Annotated in this window: 24 protein-coding genes; 9 read left to right on the top strand and 15 right to left on the bottom strand. The window is 68.0% G+C overall.

Annotated elements, in window-relative coordinates; genetic code table 11:
- Positions 1–154: 154 nt before the first annotated feature.
- Positions 155–619 carry a hypothetical protein gene (locus BM085_RS34045; RefSeq protein ID WP_093890908.1) on the bottom strand — a complete coding sequence of 155 codons (465 nt, stop codon included), beginning with the start codon at positions 617–619 and terminating at the stop codon, positions 155–157.
- 273 nt (positions 620–892) lie between these two features.
- Between BM085_RS34045 and BM085_RS47590 the strand changes: the two genes are divergently transcribed.
- Positions 893–1,531 carry a DUF4158 domain-containing protein gene (locus BM085_RS47590; RefSeq protein ID WP_093890907.1) on the top strand — a complete coding sequence of 213 codons (639 nt, stop codon included), beginning with the start codon at positions 893–895 and terminating at the stop codon, positions 1,529–1,531.
- Positions 1,528–2,268, top strand: coding sequence for a hypothetical protein (locus tag BM085_RS34035; RefSeq protein ID WP_143121182.1), 741 nt, complete (start codon positions 1,528–1,530; stop codon positions 2,266–2,268). Before BM085_RS47590 ends, BM085_RS34035 begins: the two co-directional genes overlap by 4 nt.
- Here the strand turns inward: BM085_RS34035 and BM085_RS34030 are convergent.
- The 5 genes from BM085_RS34030 to BM085_RS34010 form a co-directional block, all read right to left on the bottom strand.
- Positions 2,265–3,731, bottom strand: coding sequence for a M4 family metallopeptidase (locus BM085_RS34030; protein ID WP_177245415.1), 1,467 nt, complete (start codon positions 3,729–3,731; stop codon positions 2,265–2,267). The genes BM085_RS34035 and BM085_RS34030 overlap by 4 nt on opposite strands.
- Before the next feature lie 776 nt (positions 3,732–4,507).
- On the bottom strand, positions 4,508–4,885 hold the full coding sequence (locus BM085_RS34025) for a GntR family transcriptional regulator (protein ID WP_093890904.1): 378 nt from the start codon (positions 4,883–4,885) through the stop codon (positions 4,508–4,510).
- Positions 4,882–5,694 carry a hypothetical protein gene (locus BM085_RS34020; protein ID WP_093890903.1) on the bottom strand — a complete coding sequence of 271 codons (813 nt, stop codon included), beginning with the start codon at positions 5,692–5,694 and terminating at the stop codon, positions 4,882–4,884. Before BM085_RS34020 ends, BM085_RS34025 begins: the two co-directional genes overlap by 4 nt.
- Before the next feature lie 257 nt (positions 5,695–5,951).
- Entirely contained in the window at positions 5,952–6,734 is a 783-nt protein-coding gene (locus BM085_RS34015; protein ID WP_093890902.1) for a MerR family transcriptional regulator, read from the bottom strand.
- 166 nt (positions 6,735–6,900) lie between these two features.
- The gene (locus BM085_RS34010) at positions 6,901–8,469 is read right to left on the bottom strand and encodes a serine hydrolase domain-containing protein (protein ID WP_245789858.1); all 1,569 of its coding nucleotides are present in this window, start codon (positions 8,467–8,469) and stop codon (positions 6,901–6,903) included.
- 254 nt (positions 8,470–8,723) lie between these two features.
- On the opposite strand from BM085_RS34010, the gene BM085_RS44850 reads away from it, so the two are divergent.
- Both BM085_RS44850 and BM085_RS34005 read left to right on the top strand, forming a co-directional pair.
- A complete protein-coding gene (locus tag BM085_RS44850) occupies positions 8,724–8,885 on the top strand; it encodes a hypothetical protein (RefSeq protein WP_177245414.1) in 162 nt (53 codons plus the stop codon).
- A gap of 61 nt (positions 8,886–8,946) precedes the next feature.
- On the top strand, positions 8,947–9,264 hold the full coding sequence (locus tag BM085_RS34005; protein WP_342742919.1) for a recombinase family protein: 318 nt from the start codon (positions 8,947–8,949) through the stop codon (positions 9,262–9,264).
- A 70-nt stretch (positions 9,265–9,334) separates the two neighbouring features.
- On the opposite strand, the gene BM085_RS34000 is transcribed toward BM085_RS34005, so the two are convergent.
- The 3 genes from BM085_RS34000 to BM085_RS33985 all read right to left on the bottom strand — a co-directional run bounded on the left by BM085_RS34000 (position 9,335) and on the right by BM085_RS33985 (position 12,731).
- Complete coding sequence (locus BM085_RS34000; protein WP_177245413.1) at positions 9,335–10,789, bottom strand: OmpA family protein; 1,455 nt, start codon at positions 10,787–10,789, stop codon at positions 9,335–9,337.
- 349 nt (positions 10,790–11,138) lie between these two features.
- Positions 11,139–11,618, bottom strand: a complete 480-nt coding sequence (locus BM085_RS33995) for a DUF998 domain-containing protein (protein WP_177245412.1) — start codon at positions 11,616–11,618, stop codon at positions 11,139–11,141.
- A 681-nt stretch (positions 11,619–12,299) separates the two neighbouring features.
- Positions 12,300–12,731 (bottom strand): SAM-dependent methyltransferase, encoded by a 432-nt coding sequence (locus BM085_RS33985; RefSeq protein WP_245789857.1) that lies wholly within the window; start codon positions 12,729–12,731, stop codon positions 12,300–12,302.
- A 132-nt stretch (positions 12,732–12,863) separates the two neighbouring features.
- Between BM085_RS33985 and BM085_RS33980 the strand changes: the two genes are divergently transcribed.
- A complete protein-coding gene (locus BM085_RS33980) occupies positions 12,864–16,025 on the top strand; it encodes a Tn3 family transposase (RefSeq protein ID WP_093890899.1) in 3,162 nt (1,053 codons plus the stop codon).
- A gap of 60 nt (positions 16,026–16,085) precedes the next feature.
- On the opposite strand, the gene mltG is transcribed toward BM085_RS33980, so the two are convergent.
- Both mltG and BM085_RS33970 read right to left on the bottom strand, forming a co-directional pair.
- A complete protein-coding gene (gene mltG, locus BM085_RS33975) occupies positions 16,086–17,036 on the bottom strand; it encodes an endolytic transglycosylase MltG (RefSeq protein WP_093890898.1) in 951 nt (316 codons plus the stop codon).
- Positions 17,033–17,545: a SigE family RNA polymerase sigma factor gene (locus tag BM085_RS33970; protein ID WP_093890897.1), complete on the bottom strand. Its 513-nt coding sequence runs from the start codon at positions 17,543–17,545 to the stop codon at positions 17,033–17,035. Before BM085_RS33970 ends, mltG begins: the two co-directional genes overlap by 4 nt.
- Before the next feature lie 614 nt (positions 17,546–18,159).
- On the opposite strand from BM085_RS33970, the gene BM085_RS33965 reads away from it, so the two are divergent.
- Together BM085_RS33965 and BM085_RS33960 are read left to right on the top strand one after the other, a co-directional pair.
- Positions 18,160–18,969 (top strand): transposase family protein, encoded by an 810-nt coding sequence (locus BM085_RS33965; protein ID WP_093890896.1) that lies wholly within the window; start codon positions 18,160–18,162, stop codon positions 18,967–18,969.
- Between the two features lie 109 nt (positions 18,970–19,078).
- Positions 19,079–19,606 (top strand): GNAT family N-acetyltransferase, encoded by a 528-nt coding sequence (locus tag BM085_RS33960; protein WP_177245411.1) that lies wholly within the window; start codon positions 19,079–19,081, stop codon positions 19,604–19,606.
- Between the two features lie 609 nt (positions 19,607–20,215).
- Here BM085_RS33960 and BM085_RS33955 read toward each other — a convergent pair.
- Both BM085_RS33955 and BM085_RS33950 read right to left on the bottom strand, forming a co-directional pair.
- The gene (locus BM085_RS33955; protein ID WP_093890894.1) at positions 20,216–21,301 is read right to left on the bottom strand and encodes an acyltransferase family protein; all 1,086 of its coding nucleotides are present in this window, start codon (positions 21,299–21,301) and stop codon (positions 20,216–20,218) included.
- The gene (locus tag BM085_RS33950; protein WP_093890935.1) at positions 21,298–21,909 is read right to left on the bottom strand and encodes a TetR/AcrR family transcriptional regulator; all 612 of its coding nucleotides are present in this window, start codon (positions 21,907–21,909) and stop codon (positions 21,298–21,300) included. Before BM085_RS33950 ends, BM085_RS33955 begins: the two co-directional genes overlap by 4 nt.
- A 315-nt stretch (positions 21,910–22,224) precedes the next feature.
- On the opposite strand from BM085_RS33950, the gene BM085_RS33945 reads away from it, so the two are divergent.
- Complete coding sequence (locus BM085_RS33945; protein ID WP_093890893.1) at positions 22,225–22,860, top strand: recombinase family protein; 636 nt, start codon at positions 22,225–22,227, stop codon at positions 22,858–22,860.
- A 446-nt stretch (positions 22,861–23,306) separates the two neighbouring features.
- Here BM085_RS33945 and BM085_RS33940 read toward each other — a convergent pair whose 3' ends face one another.
- Positions 23,307–23,975: a class I SAM-dependent methyltransferase gene (locus BM085_RS33940; RefSeq protein ID WP_093890892.1), complete on the bottom strand. Its 669-nt coding sequence runs from the start codon at positions 23,973–23,975 to the stop codon at positions 23,307–23,309.
- A 61-nt stretch (positions 23,976–24,036) separates the two neighbouring features.
- Between BM085_RS33940 and BM085_RS33935 the strand changes: the two genes are divergently transcribed.
- Entirely contained in the window at positions 24,037–24,396 is a 360-nt protein-coding gene (locus tag BM085_RS33935) for a TetR/AcrR family transcriptional regulator (protein ID WP_218158909.1), read from the top strand.
- A 109-nt stretch (positions 24,397–24,505) separates the two neighbouring features.
- On the opposite strand, the gene BM085_RS33930 is transcribed toward BM085_RS33935, so the two are convergent.
- Positions 24,506–25,564, bottom strand: a complete 1,059-nt coding sequence (locus BM085_RS33930) for a coiled-coil domain-containing protein (RefSeq protein ID WP_245789856.1) — start codon at positions 25,562–25,564, stop codon at positions 24,506–24,508.
- Between the last annotated feature and the right edge of the window lie 245 nt (positions 25,565–25,809).

The following is a 25,809-nucleotide window of genomic DNA, read 5'->3' as shown; positions in this document are numbered from 1 at the left end:
GGAGGCCTCGCTCATCGCCCGCCACCACCGTTTCGTCGCCCACCACGGCGGGCGCTGGCGCACGACGCAACCGGTCGAAGTTGCGTCGTGGTGGCCACGCGCCGAGCTCGGGCGACGAAACGCGCCGGGGGCGCTATGGCGCTGGTGGGTGGGGTCATCGGTTCCTCTTGGGATCGGTGGTCATCATCTGCACCAGCCAGGCGCGCTCGGCGGCGAGGGCGGCCGCGTCATCGCTGCCGTAGTCGGCCTTGGGCTCGCTCGACCAGGTCGTGGCGGGCAGGGTGTGGCGGGCCAGGACCTCGCGCTCGAAGACGTCCTGCGGTTCGGTCGCAGGGGTCAGCGGGACCTCCTCGGCGTTCTGGAACACGGCGGTGGAGCGGCGGCGGGCCTGCTGCTGCAGGTGCTGGCGGCGCATCGCCTCGCACGCCTTCGGGCTGGCGGCGGCGAGGTGGGCGCGGGCGGCCTCGGCGGCGGTGGCGGCATCGGCGCGGGTGACCACGGCCTGCTCGCGCTCGGTGCGGGTGGCGGCCAGGGCGGCGGCCTCGGCGGCCCGGCGCTCGGTGCGGCCGTGGGCGAGCGACGGCGCCGAGGTTCCGTCCTCGCTGCGCCAGCAGGCCAACCGGTAGCGGATCCACCCGGGCTCGTAGGCCGGATCGCTGGTCAGCGTCGGGGGTCAGAGTGTGGCGGAACGAAAACGTACGCTAAGCCCATTCCCCAGGTCAGCAGTGATGGTTCAACGCGGGCGGCGAAGCGGTTCTGGCGTACGTTTCCGTTCCGCCGCACTCGGCGGGATGGACTGCGCGGGACTGTCTCTGCGAACCTTGCGCGATCGTCTTGTAAGTGTTCGATCACTTTGTTAACGATATGTCCGGATGGGTTCTACTTTCCGTATATGCCTGTGGACTTCTTGAGCGACGGCGAAGCGGCGCGGTATGGGCGGTTTTGTGGGCCGCCGTCGCGGGCGGAGCTGGAGAAGGTGTTCTTCCTCGATGACGCGGATCGCAGGCTGGTCAAGAGGTGCCGGGGTCCACACAACCGGCTCGGCTATGCCGTTCAACTGGATGGAGTGCCGACCGAGGTGATCGACTGCCTGGCTGAGCAGCTGGGGATTCAGGACGCGTCCTGCCTGAAGAGGTACGCGCAGCGGGAGGAGACGCATCGCGAGCACGCAGGCCAGATCCAAAAGCCCTTCGGGTTGAAGGACTTCGCGGACTGCGAGGACGAGTTCGTGGCGTCGTTGGCGGCGCACGCGTGGAACTCCGGGGATGGTCCGACGGCGCTGTTCCAGTGGTCGGTGCGCTGGCTGCGGGAGAACGACGTGCTGCTGCCGGGGGTGACGACGTTGACGCGCTTGGTGACGCGGGGACGCAGCGTCTGTACGACACCCTGGCCGCGGGGCCGACGGCCGAGCAGGTCGTCGGCATGGAGAATCTGCTGGAGGTCCCACCGGGCAAGAAGGTGTCGGAGTGGGAGCGGTGGCGGTGGCGGTGGCGGACCGGCCCGTCCAAGGCGTCCGGACCTGGCCTGGTGAAGGCGTTGTCGCTGGTGGAAGAAATCCTCGCCTCAGGACTGGGCCGGTTGGAGCTTGATCCGTCGGTGCCACAGCGGCGGCTGCTGGACTTGGCCAAGTACGAGCTGGGCGCGCGGTCGGCGCAGCTGAAGCGACACCCGCAGCAGCGGCAGATCGCCACGCTGGTGGCATCGGTGCGGCGGTTGGAGACCAAGACGATCGACGACGCGCTGGATCTGCTGATGGTAACCGAGTTGCTGGGCAAGGCGCAGCGGGAGGCCGACAAGCAAAAGGTCAGGCGGCACCCGAAGTTGGCCAAGGCCTCGGCCCGGCTGGCCCTGGCGGTCGAGGTGTTGCTGGAGGCGGCCGAGATCGGGGACGAGGTCGCTCTGTTCGAGGTGTGGGCGATGATCGAAGCCCGGATCCCGCGCCGGGAGCTGCGCGAGGCGGTGGAGACCGTGAACGAGCTGGTGCCGCCGCCGGGCGCCGACGATGATGGCGGCTGGCGCGCGGAGATGGCCTCGCGGTACCCGACGGTCTCGGGATTCGTGAAGGTGCTGACCGAGGTGATCGAGTTCGGCGCCAACCTCGAGGGCGAGAAGATCCTGGCCGCGATGCAGGCGCTGCCGAAGGCCCTGGCCCACAAGCCGAAAGATCATTCAGCGACGCTGCTGCCGATGCGGTTCGTCGATGCCGACGTGGTGACGGGCGTGTGGAAGCGTCTGGTGTTCGGGCACCCGGCTCGAAAAGACGGCTAGTCGTCGTCCCCCGCGACTATGAGGGTGAAATGGGTCGTCTTGGCGGAGTCTTCGGAGGTCGCGACGAAGGTGATGGTATAGGTGCCCTGGGGGGTGCCGGCCGAGACGTTGATGATCGCCGTGGTGGATTGATCGTCCCGGATGATGCTGACGGCCGTCCCCGCAGGGCTGCCGCTGGCGGACAGGGGCACCTGCCGGGGTGTGCCGGGCGACAGCTTGATCTGGACGGTGGTGGATCCACCGGGGCCGACCCTGGCCGAGGGCGGGTCGACCGTGATCCCGCTGGGAGAGGAGGACGGACCGGAAGGGCTGGTAGGACTGGGAGCGCCGGAAGGAGTGGGAGTGGGCATCGAGCAGGTCGGCTCGCCGACCTGGCCGGGGACGCGGATGGCAGTCCACGCGGCCTTGGTCGCGTTCATCTCGGGACAGCCGTAGAGGTTTTTGGCGGCCTGCATGGTGGCCACGCGTGCCCTGCCGTATGACCAGCCAAGGGACTTGCGCTGGAGCCCCAGATAGAAGATCCGGGCGGCTTTCTGGATGCCGATGCCGGTCAGCGAAGACGGGCCGGCGCAGACCGGGCTGGCGGGTTTGCCCGGCGGGTTGGTGCCCTCCGCGAGCAGGTAGAACCAGTGGTCCTGCGGTCCCCCGTAGTAGGGCGGCAGGAGAGAGCCGTAGCAGTTCTGCTGCCCCGTCAGCGAGGGGTTGTACATGTGGATGAGCGGTCCCGTGCCCACCGTGTTCACCTCCTCGCCGATCAGATAGTCGGGCTCGTCCAGGGCGAGGGGGTGGTTGACGTAGTGCTCGGTCAGGGTGCCGAAGATGTCGGCCGCCGACTTGTTGAGATCCCGCGCCTCCGCGCCGTTCCCGTCATCGGAACCGGACATCTCATAGACGGCGAGGCCGTACTGATAGCCGACCACGTCGAGTGAGGTGAGCTGCTTGGTGTGGGCGCTGTTGTGGCCGAAGACGGCGCGGGTGCCGTCCCAGTAGGCGTTGACGTTGTTCAGGCCGACGGACGCCGGGTAGAAGCGGCCGGCTCCGTCGACGCCGTTGCGTCCCAGCCAGTCGCGCAGCATGTCCCAGTGTTTCTGCGCGGCGAACATGACGTCGACGCAGGCGGTCTCCAGGCTGGTGCCGGTTCCGTTGCCCCAGGTGTCGGTCGTCTTGGTGAAGACGGGGCCGTTGAGAGGGCCGCAGCTCAGACCGGGGCGGGTGGGGTCGTTCAGGGAGTACAGGCTCCCGGAGTTCGTGGTCTGGATGGTCACCGGGTTGCCGTTGAAGTGACTGTTGCCTGAGCCCAGGAGCACCTGGCCGGAGGAGAGGCTCCCGTCCGTGCCCGTACTGTGTGCCGTGGCGAGCCGGGGCACCGTGCTCGTGGTCTCCGCGCCGCTCGCCGGCGCCGTCGCGCCCATGGCGACGACCGTCATGAGAGCGAACGCTCCCAGCGTGGTTTTGAGGTTCATACGCGATGACTCCTTGTCCGCAAGCGCAAGGAGCCGTGGCCGGCCAGGGCTGCCCCAACGGTGACATCGACATGAGGGGCGGGGAACCCTGCAAATCCCCATATTTCGGACGTATGGCGTGTATAACGCTCTCGACGGGCGCACGGGCCGAGGGCCGGAAAACGCGTTCCAGCCCCCGGGAGGGGTCCTCGTAGTTTCGGCCGTGAATCCAACGAAGTAGGGCCTGACCTGCGTGTACAGGAAGATGATTCAGCTTGGGCCGTCCGGCCTGCTGCGAAGAAACCACAGGTCAATGCCAGTTTCGTTGGATTTTCCGCCATTGCTGCCGGGACCCCATAGAGCAATGATGGCGCAACGGTCCCCCCTTGAGATCGAAGTCTGAATTCAGACGAATAGCCATAAATCCGGCCCGCCCGCCCTCCACGTGCCCTTCACCGTCCGTCGTCGTTCGGTGGCGTTCACAGGTGTTCGGTGCTGTTCGAAGAAGTTCAGGGCAGTTCAAAGATGCTCAAACGGCCGTCAGGTGGCTTCACCGAGGGCCGGCGAGCCTGCATGCTTACGTCCAAGCAAGGCATCCCCACACGCGTGGGGAAGCTTGTCGAGCGCTCGCTTTGGTGAGCCCCTTTGATGTCGCTTCTGTCCTGACCAGGCACGGATCAAGGGTTGCGAGGGGTCTGCTGTTGCCGCGGCAGACCCTTCTCGCGTGTACATACGCCTCCGTTCACACGGACACGAGGAACTCCCGGGAAGGCCTGGTCCCCGCGGCCGGGTCGCGGTCATGGCGAGGCCGGTGCCGCCGCGCCGGCCGCCAGAGCCGCCTGCACGATGCGGAGCGCTTCGGCCGCGTCGAGGCCGACGCTGGCGATCACGGCGGCGTAGTCGGCGGCGGCCCGGCGGGCCCGCTCCCGGCCTTCCTGGCCGGCGGCCGACACGAACGAGCCCGCCCGCCCGCGCGTCTCGATCAGCCCCGCCTCCTCCAGCTCCCGGTAGGCCCGGCCGACCGTGTTGACGGCCAGGCCGAGGTCGGCCGCCAGGTGGCGGATGGTCGGCAGCCGGGCGCCCACGGCCAGCGTGCGGTCCTGGATCTGCCGGGCGAGCTGGGCCCGCAGCTGCTCGAACGGCGGTACCGGCGAGGCCGCATCGATGACGATCATCGGACGCTCATGGCCCGCCGGGCCACCGTCGCGCACGACGGCGTCCTGGCATGGAGCGCGACGCACGCGGCCAGGCTCAGGAGCAGGTAGGCGACCGCGGCGGCATTCCACCAGCCGGGCGCGGTGCCGACCAGCACCACCGGCAGCGACCACTGCACGTTCGGCGTGGTGAGCTCGCGGGCGTCCTCGACGCGCATGATGACGTCGGCGGCCAGCGATTCCTCGTCCTCCGCCACGACTGGGAAACTGAGCGGGTGGCGCAGCTGCAGGGCGGTGATGGCCGTCGCGCCGAGCAGGCCGATCAGCACGACGACGGCCGGTTGCCGCACGGTGGGGTCGGGAACGGCCAGGGCGCTTGCGGCCAGCACCAGCGCACCGGCGAACGTGGCGACGGCGAAAACGGCGTACGGCCGGCCGAGCACGGCCTGCCAGCCGGGCTGGATCGTATGGGCGGCCCTGCGCGACAGCGTCGCGCCCGCCCGCTGGTCGACGCGTCGCACCCACCGGTCGAGCAGCGACTGTGCCAGCAGCAGCCCGGCCACCGACGCGGCCAGGGCCAGCAGCGGCAGCGGGCGACGCGACTGGAGGCCGCCGAAAGCGGAAGTGGCGGCGAGGGCGCTCACGATGATCAGCGCGGCCAGGATGACGTAAGTGGCCAGGCGGGCGCGTCTGCGGACCGCCAGCCGGCTGGCGAGCAGCGGGGTCGGGTGGGTGTCGGCCAGGTCGTGCCGGGCCAGCCACTCGCCCGCCATGCGCAGATCGGTCGTGCGCGTCGGCGGGCCGGTGTCCGGTAGCGGTTCGCGGGTCACAGCGCCTCCTTTGTCGCAAGCTTTGTAGCAATAGGATGCGTCATTGGTTGCGACAAAGTCAACGTTCGCGACCCCAGCGATCCACGGGGCCTCCTTCCGCCGCAAGAGCTCACCGGCTCGGCCGCGTTTGGGGGGTCGGCCCCGCAGACGGGCTCGAACCACGAACACCACGCTCGTCGAAAAGCCGTAGTCATGACGGGAGAACGCCAGGAGGGCCGGTTGCTACCGGGCCCCCGATGGACCGGGGCACGGCGCGGTCAGCGGGTGTCTGGTCTGGGGATATGGATGCCGGCGGCGCGGAGCTTGGTCTCGACGAGCGTGACCCCCCGGGCCGCGGCCGATCCCTGCTCTTCGCCGTGGAGGGCGATCAGCGTGTATCGGGTCGCGGCCTCGGTGCGGGCTTGCAGACCGGTCACGATCTTCAGCTGTTCGGGGTTGGCGAGGAAGTGGTTGGCCATGGCGGTGGCGAGCTCGGCGATGCGGGGGTCGTCCGGTTCCCAGGACGCGGCTTCGGTTGCGCGCTTGATCAAGGCGACGAACCGGGTGTCTTCGAGGGCGTGCTCGATATGGGTGAGGTAGTCGTCGAAGCCCTCGGGGACCAGGGCTCTGGCCAGCACCCAGCCCTCTCTGGTGGCCGCCACCTCCTCTGCGGGGAATCCGAGGCCGGACATCCGCTCCAGCAGCGCCACAGCGCGGTCGCCCAGCAGAGCCCGGTCGCCGTCAGCGAGCCGGTGCAGCGTGTCACGCCGCGCGATCAACTCCTCGATCCGTTCGGTGAGCTGCCGCTCGACGTCGGCGAGCGCGGCGGCGAACAGCACGGCATCGGCGTCGAGCAAGGGTCCGATCTCGGCCAGCGGCACCCCGGCGGCGGCCAGCGTCCGGACTTGCACCAGCCGCAGCAGATCGGCCGATCCGTACCGCCGGTAGCCGGAGCTGTCGCGTTCCGGCTCCTTCACCAGGCCAAGCTTGTGGTAATGCCGCACCGTCTTCACCGTGACGCCGACGAATGCCGCCGCCTGCCCGATCGTGACTCCGTTCATCTGCACAATCCTGCCTTGTGCTCGAACCTGGCGACCAGGCAGACCATAGCCGAGCGCATGGACGGGCCAGGCCGAGTTCGCCCAGCTCGGCGTGGCCCCGGTTCGCGTTCTCCCTGATGCACGACCGGAAGGGGGCCGCCCCTCGAAGCGTGCGGGTCACAGGTGCTCAGTCCGTCGGCTGAGCCGGATCGGCCTGCCCGCCGCAGAACACCTCGTCAAGGAGCCTTTGCTGGGCCCTCTGGAACGCTGCTGCGATGGACAAGTCGGCGTCGTCCACGCAGTTCAGCGCGGCGGTCAGGGTCTTGCTGCCGTCGGGTGTGCTGTACATCAGCGCCGCGTGGCCCACGGCGGCTCCGTTGTGGGAGATGAGGGTGCCGCCGCCGTCCGTGGTCAGCACGAACACTCCCAGGCCGTAGTCCATGTTCGGGATGCCCGTCGGGTGCGGGGTGCACATCTCGGCCAGCAGCGAGGCCGGCAGGAGCTTGCCGCCCAGCAGCGCGGAGAGGAAGGTGTGAAGGTCCTGAGTGGTCGAGATCATGTCACCGCCGCTGGAGATCCAGGAGGGGTTCTGGCGGGTGATGTCGATCGTCTTCTGCTCCCCGCCGTCCTCGTGGCGATAGTAGGCGTGGGCGTGCGGTTCGGGGATCTCCGGCGAGGCGTCCGGCACCACAGTGCCCGACAGCCCGAGCGGCCCCAGGATCAGCCGCCGCATCTCCTCGGCGTAGGTGCGGCCGGTGACCTTCTCGATCAGCAGCCGGGCCAGCACGTAGTTGGTGTTGGAATAGCTCCAGCCCGTCCCCGGCTCGAACCGCGCCGGCTTGGACAACGCCAGCTCCACCAGCTCCTGCGGCCGGTAGGTCTTCAACCGGTTGTCCAGCCACTCTGCGCCCGCGGGGCCGTAGGGCATGGGGATCCCCAGCACGACCGTCCCGTCGTCGTAGACCTCGCCGCTGAAGTTGAACACCCCGCTGGTGTGCTGCAACAGCATTCGCACCGTGATCCGCTCGTCCAGCCCGAACTCGGGCAGGTAGTCCGCCGCCGGGGTGTCCAGCTCGACCTTGCCCTCGGCCACCAGTTGCAGCACCAGGGTCGAGGTGAAGGTCTTGGTGTTGCTGCCGATCCGGACATGCCCGTTCGTCGGCGGCTTCGCGGCCCCACCCAGCTCGGCCGCCCCGGCGCTGCCGACCCACTCGCCCCGCGCATCGTGCACGCGCAGCGACACCCCGACGAAACCGTCATCGACGATCTCCTCGAGCGCCTTCTGCAGCTCCGGGCGATCCTGCCTGGCAGCAGCCGCCGGCACAGCCCCGCTGTCCGCGGTGGCCACCCCGGCGGCATCGAGGGCGGCGGTGATCTTGCGGGCCATCTCGGCCATGGCGGGGCTGGGGTGGCCATGACGGATCTGGGCGGGTTCGATGGCGAGCAGGACGATGCTGCGGAAGTTGTCGGCCTCTGCCGGAGCCTGTTTCTCGAGCAGGGTCACCGCTGCGGTCAGGGTCGGTAGCACCTGGTCGGCGAGTGCGGCGACGGACTTGCTGTCCAGTTTGATGCTCTTTGACCTGTCGCCGAGCACGTGCCCGATCAGGCCGGTCGCCGACGCCAGGGCAATGCTGCCGTCGGTGGCGATCTTTTGCGGCATGCCGCCGGCGGCACCGGCAGCGGCAACCAACGAGACCGCGCCGTATGCGGCGGTCCGCAGGGTGCTCTTGTCCTGGTCGGAAAGGGTGATGGACATGGTGGTTTGCTCCTTCGAATCTGTTATGTCCGGTCGGCGTCGTGCCGCTGCGACGAGCTTCCACCCTGACCCAAGGTCAACCTCAACCGTGATCTAGCTCACAGCAACTTTCAGTGGTGTTCCGGGCGCCGTCCCGGTGACGGAGGGCCATGCGGGACAATCACCGGCCATGGACGGCCAACGACGGGTCGGCTACGCCCGCTGCTCCACCAACGGGCAGGACGTCATCGTGCAGACCGAGCAACTGTGCGCCCTTGGCGTCGAAGCCGGACCGGATCTACATCGACCGCGGCTTCTCCGGCACCACCCAGCGCTACAACCGCGGCCGCCGCAAACCGGACTCCTACGCCGCCTACCGGATGGCGTCCATCCTCGGCGGGGGTGCCCGATGGTCGAGTCCGGCTCGACACCGATGATCGGCCGTGAAGGGCTGTTGCGGCCGGCCGAGGTAGTCGAGCGGGTGGGCGGGCCTATCGGGTGATGGTGATCGACGATGATCTGGGCGAGTCCGCAGCGAGCGCGGTAGGCCGTGCGGGGTTTCAGCGGCTGGTAGCCGAGATCACCTTGGGGCACGTCGGGCTGGTGCTGGGCATCGACATGTCGCGCCTGGCGCGATCGGGGAGAGACTGGTATCAGCTGCTGGAGTTGTGCGCGCTGTCGGGCGCTCTGCCGGCCGATACCGACGGGGTTTATGACCCGGTGGAGTATGACGATCGGCTGCTGCTGGAGCTGAGGCGTCGTCCGGCCCGCGCCACGGATACGCCCGATCCGTCCGAGCGTTTCCTGTCATGCTGATCACCTTCAACAGCGTGAACTGGCGTCTGTGCCGCCGTGTCCGGAAGCGTCCTGGTGAGCTGTCGGCCGGTCAGCGTTCGATGGGGACTCCCGGGTAGACGCCTCCGTTGGCCACCTCCAGCGTGATGCTCGTGCGGTCGTCGGGCGGGGCGGGATAGTAGACGTAGGCCCTGCTGGTCTCGCCTGCATCCAGGGCGGGCACAAAGTTCTCGACGAACTCCGTGTACATCTTGAGCGGGTGGTAGCGCGCCTTGGTGGCCGGATCGACGAGGATGAACGCGCCGAAATCGGAGCCGGCGGAGAACGGGTGGTCCCACCCGGAGAAGGGGGCGGGGAACGGGACGAACGTGCCGTCGTTGGCCTTGGTTATGTCGAAGGAGGCCACCACGTAGGCGCCGTCACGATAGAGCGGCAGCACGTCCACCTTGAGCTGGTCCAGCCGGCTGCGGAGCGACCAGGTGAAACCGGCCACCCGCGCTCCTGGATCGGCACGGAAGGGGGCCGGCGCCACGGTGGAGCCGCGTACTTGGCCGGCGGAGGGGCTCGTGGTGATGGTCACGTCCGGGCCCTGTTGCTTGATGGAATAGGAAATCTCTACGCGGCGGTTCCTGGCCCGCCCTGCGGGATCGTCGCTGCCGTCCTGCTTCTCGTTCTTGGCGATCGGGTCGCTCTCACCCCTGCCTTCCGGTCTGTACTGGTAGTCGCTGCCGAGCCTGGCGGCCAGATACTTCTGCACCGCCTCGGCCCGCTTGACCGACAGCGTCTGGTTGTAACCGTCGTCGCCCTTGTTGTCAGTGTGACCGGTGATCGTGATGGGCGGTTTGGCGGGGTCGGCCCGTCGTCTGGTCTCCTCGACCACGTCATCGAGTACGGCCGCCGCCTTCGTGCTCAGACGCGCTTTGTCGAAGGCGAACAGTACGTCGGTGCGCAGGCCGATCGTCTCCGTGTCGCCCGCCTGCGTGGTGGTCATCACCGGTGTCTCCACCAGTTCGTTCAGGTCGGAAACGCTTGACCAGATCTCCCCGTTCGGCACGACGACGGGCCACTGGAACGAGTCGCCGGTCTTCGGCAGGTCAGAGGAGCTGCGCTCACGGGCGGTCGGCTCAGCGTCGCCGTCGGTGACCGGGATGCCGGTCATCGGGCCCATCGGCAGGTCGGGCACGATCGACATCGTCTTGGCGGTGGCGGGAAGCGGCGGGAAGTAGACCTCGACCGGGTAGCGCACGCCTGGCACGAAGTCCTCGGGATAGTCGAAAGCGGCTTTGCGGTTCCTGGTGCCGAAGGCGTCGCCGTTGCTGTCGTTCTCGCGCAGGGTGAAGTATGTCTTCTTGCCGATCGGGTCGAACAACCTGAACCTGGCGAAGGAGGTCGGCAGAGTGCCGTAGCCGAAGTCGCCAGCGGTGTTGGTGGTCGCCGTGGTCATGATCTCCATGCGTAACACGGTCAGCTTGGCGTGCCGATCGATGGCCTGCACCTCGATTCTGAAGGGGGTGGCGATGTAGAAACCGGCCATGCCCTCGCTCACATATCTCCCCCCTGTCGCGGCTGGGGTGGAGGGCGGCGCCGAGGATGGAGCACTGGAAGCCGCGGCCGACGGGGTACCGCGCACCGGCTGACCCTTCGGCCCGCATGCGCAGGTCAGGACCGCAGTGAGAATAAGAAGGGTCGCTCGCAAAGTGCGCATTCCGACAAAACCTTCCCTATCTGACAAGTCAGCCTTCAAGGCTGTAGATCGCCTGTGTGGCACACCTGGAGATCGGACAAACTCGCCGAATATCCACGCCGCCTGGCCTGCACCGAAATCCTGCTCGACGGGATCGAACAGACCGCCGCCTTCTGGCACCGCGCCCACACCCACTTCACCAGCCTGGGCATCAGCACCGAGCACACATCGCACTCGGCGGCCCCTCACCCGCCGGCCGCGTACCCGGCCTCATGGGACAGAACAGGGTAGTCGGGTGTGTCCAGGCCAGGACGAGCGCGATGGCGAGGGCGAAGGCGACATCAGCCACCTGGGACCCCTGCATCGCGAAGATCGAGATCCAGGCCACCAGGAAGAGCGCGCCGGTCACCATACTGAAGGCAGCCCAGCCGCGGCGTTCGGCCGCCGCGAACCGCCGGCCGAACGCGAAACACACGGCGATCAGCGCAGGAAAGGTGACCCCGGAAACGAGGAAGTGCACCATCTCGGGCGTGCTCATGCTCGTGGGCGGGCCGAGGGGCGTCCCCGGCGGGAGGCCGCCGGCAGGATCGGCGGAGAAGAAGGCGGCGGCGACCATCCCGGCGCCGAAGACGCCGACCAGCTGCGGTACCCAGGTGCCGCCCCAGCCCGCCGGACCGCGTGCCCGGTGCAATCCGTGGACGGCGTCTCGCCAAGCGGATGGCGGCGCTCGCGCCGGGCGCGCGCGGGATCGGTACCCAGCGCGTCCAGGCGCCGGCTCCAGAACCGGCGAAAGCGCTCCAGGTAGATGCCGACCTCCCCGAGTGGCACGGAGGTGAGGCCGTACGGGCACCGGAGGTGCCGACCGCGCCGCCGAGCACGTCGAGTGCGCACAGGCAACAATCTCATCCACCACTTATATAACTTAAGGATGATAAAGTCCAGACGAGCCCGTGACCGGGCGGCTGAGGTGTGTGCTCGCGACAGGCTCAGCAGAGTCGCTTCCGGGCGCGAGCGTGACCACGCTGAACCTGTACGGCAAGTTCGAGCTCGACATGAGCAAACAGCTCGACCTCGGGCCGGGGCCAGCGGGTCAGCAGTCAGGTGATCCGCTCTGAGCGACGAACGCTCTTTGCCGCCGGTGGGCCGGGCGAGGGCTGGGACCTGCACGAGTTCCGCCACTCGGCCCTGACTCACCTTGGCGAGGCCGGGGCGAGCCTGCTGATGCTGATGGCCAAGTCCCGGCACAAGAAAGCCGGAGAATCTGCGCTCGGCCTGGTCACAGACACGGGCGATGGGTGTCGTCTACGAGAGGCCATGGCCCTGCGACCAGGCCGACCACTGGACGGCCGGCGGGGACCCGCCGGCCGGACCCTCAGTAGTAGGCGCTCATGAGGTCGGTGGCCCAGGCCGGTTGGGTGACCGGATGGCGGGGGGCGAACTCGATCAGGTACGGCTTGATATCCAGGACCGGTGTGCCTGACAGCGCGTCCAGGTCGGCGACGTGCAGGTTCAGGCCGTCCACGGCGAGGAGTCGGCAGCGGGAGACACCAAGACGGTTGGGGCGGTACGGCCCGCGGTGGGCGAAGATCCCTACAGGGGCCGCGCTCGGGTTCCCCCGTGGGGGACGGGGGTCGGTGCGCACCTGGGCAGGGTTGATCCGATCGAAGAGGAAGACGACCTCCAGGTGGGAGAAGTCCTCCAGGCCGAGCACCGCCGAGGTGGTGAAGGTCTCACCGTCCAGCCGGATCACGGCTCGAACGTCGTGCCAGTCGTCTTCGACCATCTCGCCGCGCCCGCCCACCACGGGGTTGAGGAACCGGCGGACAGTCGTTATCGATAAGAATGATCATGGAGCTGCGGGAGATTGAAAAGCTCACTTTGTAACAGGTTGATCGCTGTGGGTTGATTGTGGGTGGGCTGGTCCTACGTTGCTGGCATGCCTGCGGAATTCCTGTCTGCTGAGCAGAGGGCGGCCTACGCATCATTCACCGAGATGCCGTCGCTGTCGGATCTGGAGAAGTTCTTCTTCCTGGATGACTTCGACCGGAACCTGATCGCCCAGTCGAGGGCCGATTCGCACCGGCTGGGCGTTGCCGTCCAGATCGGGACCGTTCGGTACAAGGGGTTGTTCCTGGAGGATCCGCTGGCGGTGCCCTGGCCGGTGGTGGACTACCTGGCCGAGCAACTGGGGATCGGTGATGCCTCGCAGGTCAAGAAGTACGCCGTTCGAGCCCAGACGGCCTATGACCACGCGTGGGTGATCCGGGACATCTACGGCTACCACACCTTCGAAGACCGGGACAGCTGGAGCGGGCGGCAGCTGGCGCGCCAGTTCCGGACCTTCCTGCACGGCAGGGCGTGGACGCACGCCGAGGGGCCGGTGGCGTTGTTCGAGCAGTCGGTGGCGTGGCTGCGGCGGCATCGGCTGCTGTTGCCGGGGGTGACCGTGCTTGAGCGGCTGGTGGGCAGCGTGCGGGAACGGGCCGATGTGCGCATGTACGCAGTGGTGGCCAAGCAGGTGCGCCGTGCCGATGCGGACCTGCCGGGGGCGTTGTCGGGTCTGCTGGTGGTGCCGGAGGGCTCGCGCGTCTCGGAGTTGGAGAAGCTGCGGCAGGCGCCCAAGCGCACGTCAGGGACGGAGATGGTGCGGGCGCTGCAGCGGGTGGACGGCCTTGCCGCCTTCGGGCTGGGCCGAGTGGCGGTGTCGAAGGTGCCGGTGCGGCGGATGAAGACCCTGGCCAAGTACGGCGCGGGCAGCAAGGCGCCGGCGCTGGACCGGCTGGTCGAGCCGCGCCGGACGGCGACGTTGCTGGCGGTTACCCGGAGTCTGGAGGCCGAGGCGATCGACGACGCGCTGGATCTGTTCGCGTTGCTGATGGCCACCCGGTTGATCAGCCCGGCCCGTCGCAAGTCCGCCGAGGAGCGGCTGCGGATGCTGCCCCGGCTGGAGCGGGCCTCCAAGCTGGTGGCCAAGGCCGGGCGTGTGCTGGTCGACCAGCTTGACCTGGTCGACCAGGAGGGCGTGGACCTGGACCCGGCGGCGATGTGGACCGCAGTGGCCGAGATCGCCGGCACCAGCAAGGATCAGGTCCGTGCCGCGCTGGAGGTGGTGGAGGAACTTGTCCCCGAGGAGGACGGTGCGGCCGAGGCGGCGATGCGGGCCGCGCTGGTGGAGAAGTACCACACGGTGCGCCCGTTTCTGCGGCTGCTGGGCGAGTCCAAGGCGCTGGCGGCGGCGCCGGGCGGGCGGCGCGTGCTGGCCGCGGTACGTCGGCTGCCGGAGCTGTCGCGGCGGCAGGTGAGCAAGAAGCCGCTGCTGCCCAAGGAGATCGACGCGACGCTGGTGACCGCGTCGTGGAAGCGGGCCGTGTATGCCCATCCGGACTTGCCGCAGGGGGCGGTGGATCGTGACGCGTACGTCGTGTGCGTGCTGGAGCACCTGATGCGGGCCCTGACGGTCCGGGATGTGTTCGCCTCGCCGTCGCTGCGCTGGGCCGACCCGCGCGCGCACCTGCTGGCCGGGGCGCAGTGGGAGGCGATCGCCGAGGATGTGCTGGCCTCCCTGTCGCTCACCGACCCAGTCGCGGAGCACCTGAACGGCAAGGTCCTGGCCCTGGACGCGGCCTGGAAGCAGATGGCCGCCCGGCTGGAGGAGGCGGGCGAGGACGCGCTGGTCTCGGTGGTGACCCCCGCCGGGGGCGGGCGAGCCCGGCTGTCGGTGGAGAAGCTCGGCGCGCTGGGTGAGAGCGAGTCGCTGGCGTGGCTACGGGCCGCCTGCCAGGCGATGCTGCCGCGCATCGACCTGCCGGAACTGCTGCTGGAGGTGCACGCCTGGACCGGCTTCCTGGACGCCTACGTGCACTTGGCCGAGATCTCTACCCGCATGATCGATCTACCGACATCGCTGGTGGCGCTGTTGATCAGCGAGGCGTGCAACGTCGGGTTGACGCCGGTGATCAAGGCCGGGGATGAGGCGCTGACCCGTGGCCGGCTCTCGCACGTGGATCAGAACTATGTGCGCGCCGAGACCCATGCCGCGGCCAACGCGATCCTGATCGAGCACCAGGGCAAGGTGCCGATCGTCGCGGCGTGGGGCGGCGGGCTGCTGGCGTCGGTGGACGGGCTGCGGTTCGTCGTCCCGGTCAAGACGATCAATGCTGGGCCCTCACCCAAGTACTACGGCTACAAAAGGGGTCTGACCTGGCTCAACGCGATAAATGATCAAGTTGCGGGGATCGGGCAGATGGTCGTGCCGGGCACGCCCCGCGATTCCCTGTACATCCTGGACTGCCTGATCAACCTGGACGCCGGGCCGAAACCCGAGGTGGTCACGACGGACCAGGCCAGCGACAGCGACATGGTGTTCGGGATCTTCGCCATGCTCGGCTACCGGTTCGCGCCACGCTTCGCCGACCTGGGGGACCAGCGGTTCTGGCGCGCCGAGCTGCCCGACGGCACCGCCAGCGATTACGGGGTACTGGAGGCGATCGCCCGGAACAAGCTGAACACCAAGAAGATCACCACTCAGTGGCCGGACATGCTCCGCGTCGCCGGGTCACTGGTGACCAACCAGGTGCGCGCCTACGACCTACTGCGCATGTTCGCCCGCCAGGGTCATCCGACCCCGCTGGGGCAGGCGTTCGCCGAGTACGGCCGCATCGACAAGACGATGCACCTGCTCGGCATGCTGGACCCGATCGATTCCAGCTACCGCCGCAGCCTGGGCAAGCAGCTCAGCGTCCAGGAGTCCCGGCACCGCCTGGCCCGCAAGATCTGCCACGGCAACGCCGGAAAGATCCGGCAGGCCTACCGGGAAGGCCAGGAAGATCAGTTAGCGGCGTTAGGGCTCGTGCTCAATGCCGTGGTTTTGTGGAATTCGAAGTATTTGTCGGCGATCGTGGACCAACGGCGCGCCCAGGAAGTGCCGGTCAAGGACGAGGACGTGGCCAGGCTGTCCCCGCTGGGCCACGCCCACCTCAACGTCCTGGGTCGCTACGCGATCGCTTCCTCAGCCCCGGACAAGGGCCTGCGGCCCCTCGGAGCGGCGGCGCTGTCCCAGGACGCTTCTTCCGTCGTCGTGGATGAGGACGGCGTCTAAACCTGGAGTGATCTCGGCGGTCGGTACTCAAAGGATCATCGCGATGGCCGTTCGGCTACATCACCGGGTTCCGTGCTTCTTGTCGCGTTCTTCGACCAGTTTGGTGAAGTCCGAGTGGGAGACGGCGAACTTCGTGATGCCCTTCTTCGGGTCGATCGTCACGTAAAAGAGCCAAGGGCCGGAGGCCGGCTTCAACGCGGCCCTGATGGCGTCGTCCCCCGGGTTGCCAATGGGGCCGGGCGGCAGGCCAAGACGCCTGTAGATGTTGTACGGCGACCGGCTCTTGAGGTCCTCGAGCGTTGCGCTGACGCCGTACTTGTCCAGGCCGTACAAGACCGGGCTGTCCATCTCCAGCCGCATCTTCCGGTTCAGCCGGTTGTATATGACCCGGGCGATCTTGGGCATGTCCTCGTCCCTGCCCGCCTCGGCCTGGAGGATGCTAGCGATGGTCAGGATCTCCAGCGGCGTTCGGCCGGCACGCCCGGCGCCGTCGACCAGGTTGGTGTCCTCGGCGGCCTGCCCGAACCGGGCCACCATCGCCCTAAGGATCTCGCCCGGGCTCATGGTGGGGGAGAGCTCATAGGTGCCGGGGAAGGCGAACCCTTCGAGTATCCCCTCGGCGTAAGGTGGCAGGCCGAGCACCGTGCCGTCCTTGGCGGCCTTCTCGAACTCCGCCACCGGCCTGCCGGTGAGCGACGACAGCACCTTGAAGAGCTGCGAGAGCCGCATCCCTTCCACCACGGTCACGGTGACGGCCGGTCGGCGCTCGGGGGCCAGGTGCGGGACGGCGTTCTGTTGCCCGGCGACATCACCGGGGGCCCGCGACGACATCCCCTGCACCACGACTGTGGATCCGACGGCCAGCGCGGCGACGGCCGACGCCGCCACCAGGGCGAGGCCGCGGCGACGGGGCCGGCGCTCGCGGACCTGGAGGAACCGACCCGGCGCAGGTGGCCGCTCTTCGTCGGCCATATCGGCGAGGGTCTCACGCAGCAGGTTCTCGATGTTCATCCGAACTCCCTCACGGTGGTCAGTTCAGGTGCCGTCTTCTTCAGGCGTTCCAGCGAGCGGTAGATCTGGCTGCGTACCGACCCCACCCTGACGCCGAGCAGTCGCGCGATCTCGGTCTCGGAGAGGTCCTCGAAGTAGCGCAGCACGAGCACGGTCCGCTGCCGGGGTGTGAGCCGGGCGAGGGCCGTGCGCATCACCATGCGAAGGTCCACGACGTCGGCGTGCCCGTCACCGATCTGGTCAGGCAGCCATCCGGTGGACACCTCCGCGACGCGTGACCGCCGCCGCCACCAGCTCACCTGCTCGTGGTACATGACACGGCGGACGTATCCCTCTATGGCGACCGGATCGCGCAGACTGCGCCACTTCGCGGCCGTCTTGACCAGGGCCGACTGCACCAGGTCCTCGGCGGCGTGCCGGTCACCGGTCAGCAGGTACGCGGTACGGAACAACGCCCCCGATCGGTCGACGACGAACTGCCGGAAGTCCGCCTCAAATCCTGGATCCACCCATCCTCCTCGCGATGTTCACAGGCAAGGACGCGGGCAGCACGTCGATCTATGCCGGCACGATCGGGGTTTCTCGCTCGGCTCTATTCAGCGCTCCTTTGGGCTCATAGCGCCGACCCGAGTCGGCGCTATGACGCTGCGTCCCGCCGCCATGCCTTCGCATCGACTTTCTGGATGGAGGTTTCTGGCCGGAGTTGCCCCAGCTCGGTAGGGTGTCCGGAAAGGTAAACGTTTCTGGACACCGCCGGAAGGGTGGCTGATGACCGTCTGGGCGGCCCTCCGCTCGGGTCGGTGCTATAGGCCGCAAAGTAGGGGCGTATCCCCAGGTCAGGACAGTGCGCCGATGCCTGTCGAAATCCGCTCACCGACCCGTTTACCGACGTTGATTTTCGGCACGAGTTTTCGACACTCCCCACCTGCGACCTCGTAGTTTCCTGGTGGAGTGTTGACAGACGAGGGTCGACACTGAGGCTTTCTCAGCGAGATGATCTCCGTGCCGCCGGAGCAGCTCGGGTCGGTCCGAGCCGGATGCAGGGTCCTGGCCGCGGACAGACGCGAGGCCCCTGGTAGGACAGGTCTCTCACAAGATAGTCTGCTCAACCAGAGGCTTCACGTTGGTCACATACATTGCTACGCTCGACGTTCCCCGTCACATCGTCGAGTTCCTCGCCCGCCTGCTGGCCGCCCACCGGCAGCGGATCGGCACCCCGAAACGCTCCCGGGCGCTCGGCGCATTCCGGCAAGCGGTACTGGTGCTGCGCTGGTTTCGCGAACGCGGCTGCGTGCACTGCCTGGCCCGTGACGCCGGAATCTCCCAGGCCACCGGCTACCGCTACCTGCACGAGGGCATCGACGTCCTCGCCGACCAGGCCCCCGACCTGCACGAGGTCCTGAGCCGGTGTCAGCGCGAGGGTATGACGCACGTGATCCTGGACGGCACGCTGATCGAATCGGACCGCCTCGCCGGCCTCCGGGAGAACGGCAACGACCTGTGGTTCAGCCAGAAGCACAAGGCATTCGGTGGAAATATCCAGTTCCTGTCCGCGCCGGACGGCACCCCGCTGTGGGTCTCCGAAGTCGAGCCTGGCTCCACCCCCGACATCACTGCCGCCCGCATCCACGCACTGCCCGCCCTGTACAAGGCGGCCGCCGACGGGCTGCCGACACTTGCGGACAAGGGATACATCGGCGCGGGTATCGGCATCCGCCTCCCCGTTCGACGCCCAATCGGCAGCTCCGAACAGGCACTTCACATCGACACTCGCATGTTCAACACCCTGCTGAGGCACGTTCGAGCACTCGGAGAACGCGCCGCCGCCGAGTTGAAACAGCGATGGCGCACCCTGCAGCACGTCACGCTCAGCCCCAGTCGGATCGGTGACATCGCCCGCGCCGCTCTCGTCCTCAACGGAATCTGGAAGTGATCTGGTCCGTCTCAAAGGATCTGCTCCGGAGTCAGGGCTGTGACCTGTGGCGACGAGATTGCAAAAAATCGCGCGAGACGCTCGGGGAGCATCGTCGAGGATGGTCCTCATGACCCACGTGATCGAAGCTCCCCGTGCCGACGACGCTGCGTCTCTGGGCTCGCTGCAGTTGAGGGCCTGGCTTCAGACGTATCCCTGCGAGGATGCGGGGATCGATGAGAACTGGATCCGTGAGCACCGTGGCTCTTCTGCCACAGAGGAGGGAATCGCCCAGTGGCGGGAGTTCCTCGAGGCGGCAAGGCAGCAGCCGGATCTGCTGTTCTGCCGTGTCGTCCGCTCCGGGGCGGAGATCGTTGGCTTCCTCTGCGGTCGTCGGGACGAGGTGGTCACCCTTGGGCCGATGTACCTGCTGGAGGAAGCCCAGGGTCGAGGCATCGGAGGCCGATTGATGGGTGAGTTCCTCACTTGGGCGGGGAGCATGCCTATGCGCCTGTGGGTCACCGATTACAACGAGCGAGCGATCCGCTTCTACCAACGCTACGGATTCAAGGCCACAGGCGAGCGAGAGCTCTGGCAGGGAAAACTGCCAAACGTGCGTATGGCCCGAGACATCACCTCGAGCGACAACCTCAGCTGAGCCGGCCCGAGACCAGATCACCCGAGACGAATGATCATCGCTGAGAAAACCTCACTGACACGCGATTTACGGCCCTGTTCTCGTATAGCTACGGCGAACGGACATGGAGCCCTGTGTAATTGCTCTCCTCTTCGTTTCCCCTGGCGGGGCGCCTCGTTGAGCCGAACGAGTGATCGCGGGCGAGGTGGAAGGGCGCGGGTGCGGCAGACGGCACACGCCGACTTCGCCGCCCTCCCGCAGCGCGACCGCAGCCCCGTGTAGTTACTCAGCGCTACATGTCCGTTCGCTGTAGCTATACGAGAACAGGGCCTGGAACAGATGGTCATCGCGACCTGCGGAAACACTCAAGATCGCGGTAGCTCGCTGGACTATCCCGCTATGTGCGGGCTGAGAACTGACTCACCGCTGTTGGTCGTGCACCGCCCTGACCTGCTCGAACGACCCATACCGCCAATGGCTGCCCCGCCGTTCCTCGACCCCGTACTCAGTGGACGACAGCGAGTACGTCAAAGGGGAACAGGACAGCTTCGAGCTCGGTGTCATCTACTGGGAGGGGTCGGGCACGGTGGAGTTCAGCGGATACTCTCCCTGCGTGTCACCCGGTTGAGGTCACAGCACCCGCTTGACCCCGGGGATCGCCCGCAGCGCGTACGCCGCCGCCCAGCACAGCGGCAGGCAGAGCACCGTGGCCACCGCGAACTTCACGACCGCCGCCGTGTGCAGCCAGGACAGCCCGTAGCCCACGGCCACCAGCACGACCGGATGGATGAGGTAGACGGCGAAGGCCTGGTCGGCGAGGAACCGGCCGAACGGTCCCTGGCGGCCGAACCGCTCCCGGAACAGCACGCTCAGCCCGATGGCCATCGACACGGCGAACGCCGACTCCCACAGCGCGGTCAGCGCCCCCTTGGCCGCCCCTTCGACCAGTATCGACGCGGGCAGGATCGTCGCGGACACGGCTCCGGCCGTCAGCAGCCCTGCCTTCGCGGCCCCGGCCGGCAGCGAGGCGAACCACCCGCGGCGGTAGGCGAAGAGCCCGGCCACGAACAGCGCCGCGTACTGCGGCAGGAAGTTCGGCGTCGGCAGCCCCACGACCGGCCAGTAGGTGTCGTTGGGCACCAGCAGCCGCCACGCGAACGTCGCCGCGGCCAGCCCCCCGGTGAACAGCACGACCGTGCGCGGGCGCAGCGTCGTCGGCCGCTCCTCGACGCGCCGCCCCGTCGAACGCCAGAGCGTGTACGCCGCGGCGAAGACCAGCAGCACCTCGACGAACCACATCGGCCCCGGGTCCCAGCTGCCCAGGTAGAACTTCCAGTACGGCATCGACCCGTCGTAGTAGCCGGTGTTGACCAGCGGGCGCAGCACCAGCAGGAAGGCCAGCAACGGCACCCCGAGCCGCAGCAGCCGGTCGTGCAGGAACGCACCGCCGCCCTTGCGGTCAAAGGAGCGCGGGGTGAAGAAACCGGAGATCAGGAAGAAGAACCCCATGAAGAACGCCTGGTTGAACATGACCAGCACGTCGAGGGCGACGCCGGTGGGGTCCTGCGCCGGCTCGGTGTAGAACCACATCGGGATGTTGCCGTAGGTCAGCGCGACGTGGTGCAGCACGACCAGGGCGGTCAGCACCACCCGCAGGTTGTCGACGGCCTGCAGCCTCGTCGTCGGCACGGTCTGCGGCAGGGGGACGGTTCTCACTTGACGGCGCTTTCCAGGAGATCGGCCAGCTCGATCGCGTGCGCGTCGAGGTCGTGCTCGGGGTGGACCACCCAGTACTCGAACATGGCGTCGATCGCCGCCGAGTGGGTGACCGCCATGACCCGGATGTCGAACGAGCGGAACTCGCCCGTGCGCTGCCCGAGCTCGTAGAGTCGTTCCAGCGACGTGTAGAGCTCCTCGCTGGACTGGACGCCGTAGCGGGGTTTGCCCGCGGCGTCGCGCAGGTTGTGGAAGATCTCCCCCAGTGCCTGGAGCTGGGTGCGGTGCCCGCGCATGTGCCCAGCGACCGACAGCACCTGGGTGCGCAGCAGCTCGGTGGCCGTCTCCTGGCCCTTCATGCTCGTCAGCACCCGCTCGGCGATGGTGTCGTAGATCTGGTTGACGACCTCCTCCATCAGCTCGTCCTTGCCGGCGAAGTGGTAGGAGATCACCCCCTTGCTGATGCCCGCGTGCTTGGCGATGGCGGCGAGCGAGGCCTTGGCGAAGCCGCCCGCCGCGATCACCTCGATGGCGGCGGCGATGATCTGCGCCCGTCTGGCCTCCTCGATGAACGATCGTTGGCCGGTTGGCAGAATTTCTGACCGCATGGCCAAATTTTAGCATGTGCGGACAGAAGGCTGCGATCATCGGGGGCGAGGAACGCGGGGACAGCCATTGGCGGTGAGATCAATCATGGAAGGCCCTATTCTCGTATAGCTACGGCGAACGGACATGGAGCCCTGTGTAATTGCTCTCCTCTTCGTTTCCCCTGGCGGGGCGCCTCGTTGAGCCGAACGAGTGATCGCGGGCGAGGTGGAAGGGCGCGGGTGCGGCAGACGGCACACGCCGACTTCGCCGCCCTCCCGCAGCGCGACCGCAGCCCCGTGTAGTTACTCAGCGCTACATGTCCGTTCGCCGTAGCTATACGAGAACAGGGCCATTACACACAGCTACTTTGCGTCCTATGGCACGGACCCGAGCGCCGGGCCTGGGCGTACGCACGAGTCTCGACGCGTGACCAGAACCCGCAGCTCCAGCTCGACACCCTGGCGGCCAGCGGCTACGACAAGCTGGTCACGGAAAAGGAGTCGGGCAAACGCGGTGTCGCGCGACCGGCGTGGGAGGCGCTCCTGACGCTGCCCAAGGCGGGCGACACGCTGAAGTTCTGGAAGTCCGACCGGTGGGGCCGCTCAGCGGGGCACGTGCTGACTACCGTCAACGAGCTGCGCGACCGCGGCATTGCCGTGGTGTCGCTGACGGAGAACTTCGATCTGGGCACCAAGGAGGGCCGGTTCATGTTCGCGGTCCTGGCCGCGGCCGCCGAATATGAGCTGGAGCTGCGCGCCGAGCGCCAGGCCGAGGGAATCGCAGCCGCCAAGCGCCGCGAAGCCACCGGTGCCATGCTGCCCGGTAAGAAGACCGGCCGCCCCCGCGTCATCGGCCCAGCCGAGCTGGCCACACTGCGCCGCCTGGTCGACGACGGTGTCTCGGTCACCGAGGCTGCCCGCACCCTCAAAGTCGGCCGTTCCACCGCCTACGCGGCACTGGTGGGACGCTGACCAGCAGCTATCCCACCCGCATCTCGCTGCTGCCCTTCGGCTGCCCTATCAAGATCGTTCTCATCGATAACGGCTGTCCGCCGGTTCCTCAACCCCGCACCACCCGGCCGACCGGCCGCAGGGCCACGGTGTCGGTTGTCATGATGATCTCCACGTTCTAGCGGCGCCCGAGGGCACCGTTTGGTGTTTGGCGAGGGTGTTCGAGCCGGTTGAACAGCACGGATTCGCCGTTCAGCCGCCGGGGCCCCGGTCGCAACCGCCGCACGCGGACCGGCTGGCGAGTCGGCGGTACTCACCGCGACCGATCGGCCCTCAAACGCCACCTGGACTACGAGCGGCGCTCAGGGCCATCACCCGGCACTTCGACCACGGCGCCGCCCAAGCTCGACTTGCTCGGGCGGCGTGAAACTTGCCGCAAAGCTACAGAAACCAGCGACCGGAGATTGCTAGGCGTCGCGGCGCAGCGTGAACCAGAAGGTCGGCACCGAGTTGGTGCCGGGTGTGACGTCGAGTAGTTCCCAGCCGTCGAACCTGGCGAGGACTTCGTCGGCTGTGACGCCTGCCGCCCATGACGTGACCTCGGGGATCGGATTGCCGAGCGGCTCGGGGCCGTACCCGAACATCAGCAACCGTGCTCCGGGAGCGGCGCGGCGGGTGAGCCCGGCGGCGTAGGCGTCGCGGCGGTGCAGCGGGATCCCGCAGTAGCAACTCAGGTCGAAGAACAGGTCGAAGGGACCGGGCGCGTCCAGCTCGTCGAGGCGGGTGGCGTCTCCGTGCAGCAGCCGTACCGCCACTCCCGCCTCCGCGGCCTTCTCCCTGGCCTGGTCGACGGCGCGGTCGATCAGGTCGACGGCCGCCACCTCCCAGCCGTGCCGTGCAAGGTAGATGGCGTTGGTCCCCGTGCCGCAGCCGAGTTCGAGGGCGCGGCCGGGCGGCAGCGCACCGTGCCCCTCAACCAGGGCGACCAGCTCGGGCGGCGTCACGCCGGTGTCCCACGGCGGCTTGCCGGCGTGGTAATAGCCCTCCAATGCGCGGTGGACGGACTCCTCCTCCGGGTCTCGCTGCGGTGAGGTCAGGTCCGGGTCCGGCTTCTGGGTGGTGATGGGCTGATCCATCGTCTCCTCCAAGAATTTAGAGTTGAACTCTAGCGATGCACTCTAGAGTTATACTCGCAATATGGACAAAGTCAAGCGGCCGGACAAGCAAGCCGAGCGCTCACGCCGCACCCGCGAAAAGGTCGTCGAGGCGGCTCGCGAACTGTTCCTCGCGCAGGGTTACGGGGCGACGAACCTGCAGGAGGTCGCGGACCGGGCGGGCGTGGCCGTCCAGACGGTCTACTTCGTCTTCCGCAACAAGCGCACGCTGTTCAAGGACGTCGTCGACGCATCCATCGCCGGGAACACCGAGCCGGTCGCCACCATGGATCTGAGTGGTTTCGCGCCGCGTGCGCCGAGCCCACCGCGGCCGGGCAACTGCGCGCGCACGTCCACGGCACCCGCGAGATCCTGGGCCGGGTCGCCCCGATCGTGCCGCTGATCGCCGCTGCCGCGGCCACCGACCCTGAGATCGCCGCACAGTGGCCGGAAGGCCCCGACCCCACGCTCAACCGGTCAACGAACTCAGGGGTTATCTGTCACATGGCGGCTCAGGGCTCGGGGGTGGCCGGTCCGGATCGGTCCGCGGTGGCCCGCAGTTCCGCCGCCACCGCGCGCTCCCGCAACTGGGCGGCCTCGGCACGCAACACTTCCGCCTGCTCGCGCAGGTCCGACAGTCTCATCTGCTCCATGGCCAGCTGCATTCGCGCCTCGTCCCGCTCGGCCTGAGCCTCGCTCACCTTCGCCGCGGCGTGTTCCCGGGCCTCGGAGATCTCCTTGGTCGCGCGCTTCTCGGCCTCGGCCAGTTGCCGCGCCGTACGCTTCTCGGCCTCGGCCGCCTGTTTCTCCGCGCGGGCCGCCTGTGCACGGGCCTCTGCCGTCTCGGCCACCGCCTCGCCACGCGCTCGGGCCTCAGCATCGGCGCGCGCCATCGCCCGATCCCGCTCGGCTTCGATCGCCTGGGCCCGGGCGGCGGAGGCGACGGCGGCCCGTTCGGCCTCGGCCCTTGCCTCCTCGGCGGTCCCGGCGACGCTCTGCGCCCGGTCCCGCTCCGCGCGCGCCTGCTCGGCCCGCCCTTGATCCTGTACGGCCTGCGCCCTGGCCTGTTGCGCCTCGAGCTCGGCGGCCTCCACCCGCTCGGTCATCTCCCGCACCGCCGCGTCCCTGGCCATCTCGGCCCGCTCGGCCCTCCGCCTGGCCTCCTGCTCGGCATGCTTGGCCAGGCGCTCGGTGGCGGCTGCCTCATGCAGGGCGGCCAGCGCCTGCTCCCTGGCGGTCTCGGCATCGGCCAGCGCGATGTCCCGTTCGGCGTTGGCCTCCTCCACCTGCCGTGCCATCGCGTCACGCTCCCGCCGCGCGTGACCGGTGGCCTCGCGGGCCAGCCGTACCTGTTCGAAGGCCTGTTCCCGCTCGGTGCGCGCGATCGCCACCCGGGTGTGCGCCTCGGCCTGCACCGCGCTCAGCTTTGCCTCCACCCCGGCGGGGCTCAGCTCTTCAGCCAGCACCTGCGCCAGCGGGGCGATCGTTGCCGCCATCCCTTTCTCCATGCGCTCGTAGAACTCCTCCGCCCGTGCCAGCACCCCCTCCAGCCCCGGCGTCGCCCGTCTCAACTCCCGCTCCCGCTTTGCCGCCGCCTGGCAGTCCCCCTGCAGGCAGTACGCCCGCGGACGCCCTCTCCCCTGCCGCTGCTCGATCGGCGCTCCACAGTGCTTACACGGCGTCACCACGCCTGTCTCTTCTGCCACCAGATCAGAGTAGCATCCTGATTTTCCAGAAAATCAAAATCAATAATTTAGATCTATTGCGTCTCGATCAGTTGTTAGTAACTACCGGGAATGTAAATTCCCGCAAGTTG

Source organism: Streptosporangium canum, assembly GCF_900113865.1.
GTDB classification, from domain to species: Bacteria; Actinomycetota; Actinomycetes; order Streptosporangiales; family Streptosporangiaceae; genus Streptosporangium; species Streptosporangium canum.
The sequence above is the reverse complement of the archived record's forward strand: the minus strand, read 5'-3'. Positions and strand labels throughout refer to the sequence as shown.

Excerpts from the sequence above, each read along its gene's own strand:
- BM085_RS47590 (WP_093890907.1), top strand. The coding sequence starts at position 893 with ATGCCTGTGGACTTCTTGAGCGACGGCGAAGCGGCGCGGTATGGGCGG.
- BM085_RS34030 (WP_177245415.1), bottom strand. The coding sequence starts at position 3,731 with ATGAACCTCAAAACCACGCTGGGAGCGTTCGCTCTCATGACGGTCGTC.
- BM085_RS34025 (WP_093890904.1), bottom strand. The coding sequence starts at position 4,885 with ATGATCGTCATCGATGCGGCCTCGCCGGTACCGCCGTTCGAGCAGCTG.
- BM085_RS34015 (WP_093890902.1), bottom strand. The coding sequence starts at position 6,734 with ATGAACGGAGTCACGATCGGGCAGGCGGCGGCATTCGTCGGCGTCACG.
- BM085_RS34010 (WP_245789858.1), bottom strand. The coding sequence starts at position 8,469 with ATGTCCATCACCCTTTCCGACCAGGACAAGAGCACCCTGCGGACCGCC.
- BM085_RS33980 (WP_093890899.1), top strand. The coding sequence starts at position 12,864 with ATGCCTGCGGAATTCCTGTCTGCTGAGCAGAGGGCGGCCTACGCATCA.
- mltG (WP_093890898.1), bottom strand. The coding sequence starts at position 17,036 with ATGAACATCGAGAACCTGCTGCGTGAGACCCTCGCCGATATGGCCGAC.
- BM085_RS33960 (WP_177245411.1), top strand. The coding sequence starts at position 19,079 with ATGACCCACGTGATCGAAGCTCCCCGTGCCGACGACGCTGCGTCTCTG.
- BM085_RS33950 (WP_093890935.1), bottom strand. The coding sequence starts at position 21,909 with ATGCGGTCAGAAATTCTGCCAACCGGCCAACGATCGTTCATCGAGGAG.
- BM085_RS33940 (WP_093890892.1), bottom strand. The coding sequence starts at position 23,975 with ATGGATCAGCCCATCACCACCCAGAAGCCGGACCCGGACCTGACCTCA.
- BM085_RS33935 (WP_218158909.1), top strand. The coding sequence starts at position 24,037 with ATGGACAAAGTCAAGCGGCCGGACAAGCAAGCCGAGCGCTCACGCCGC.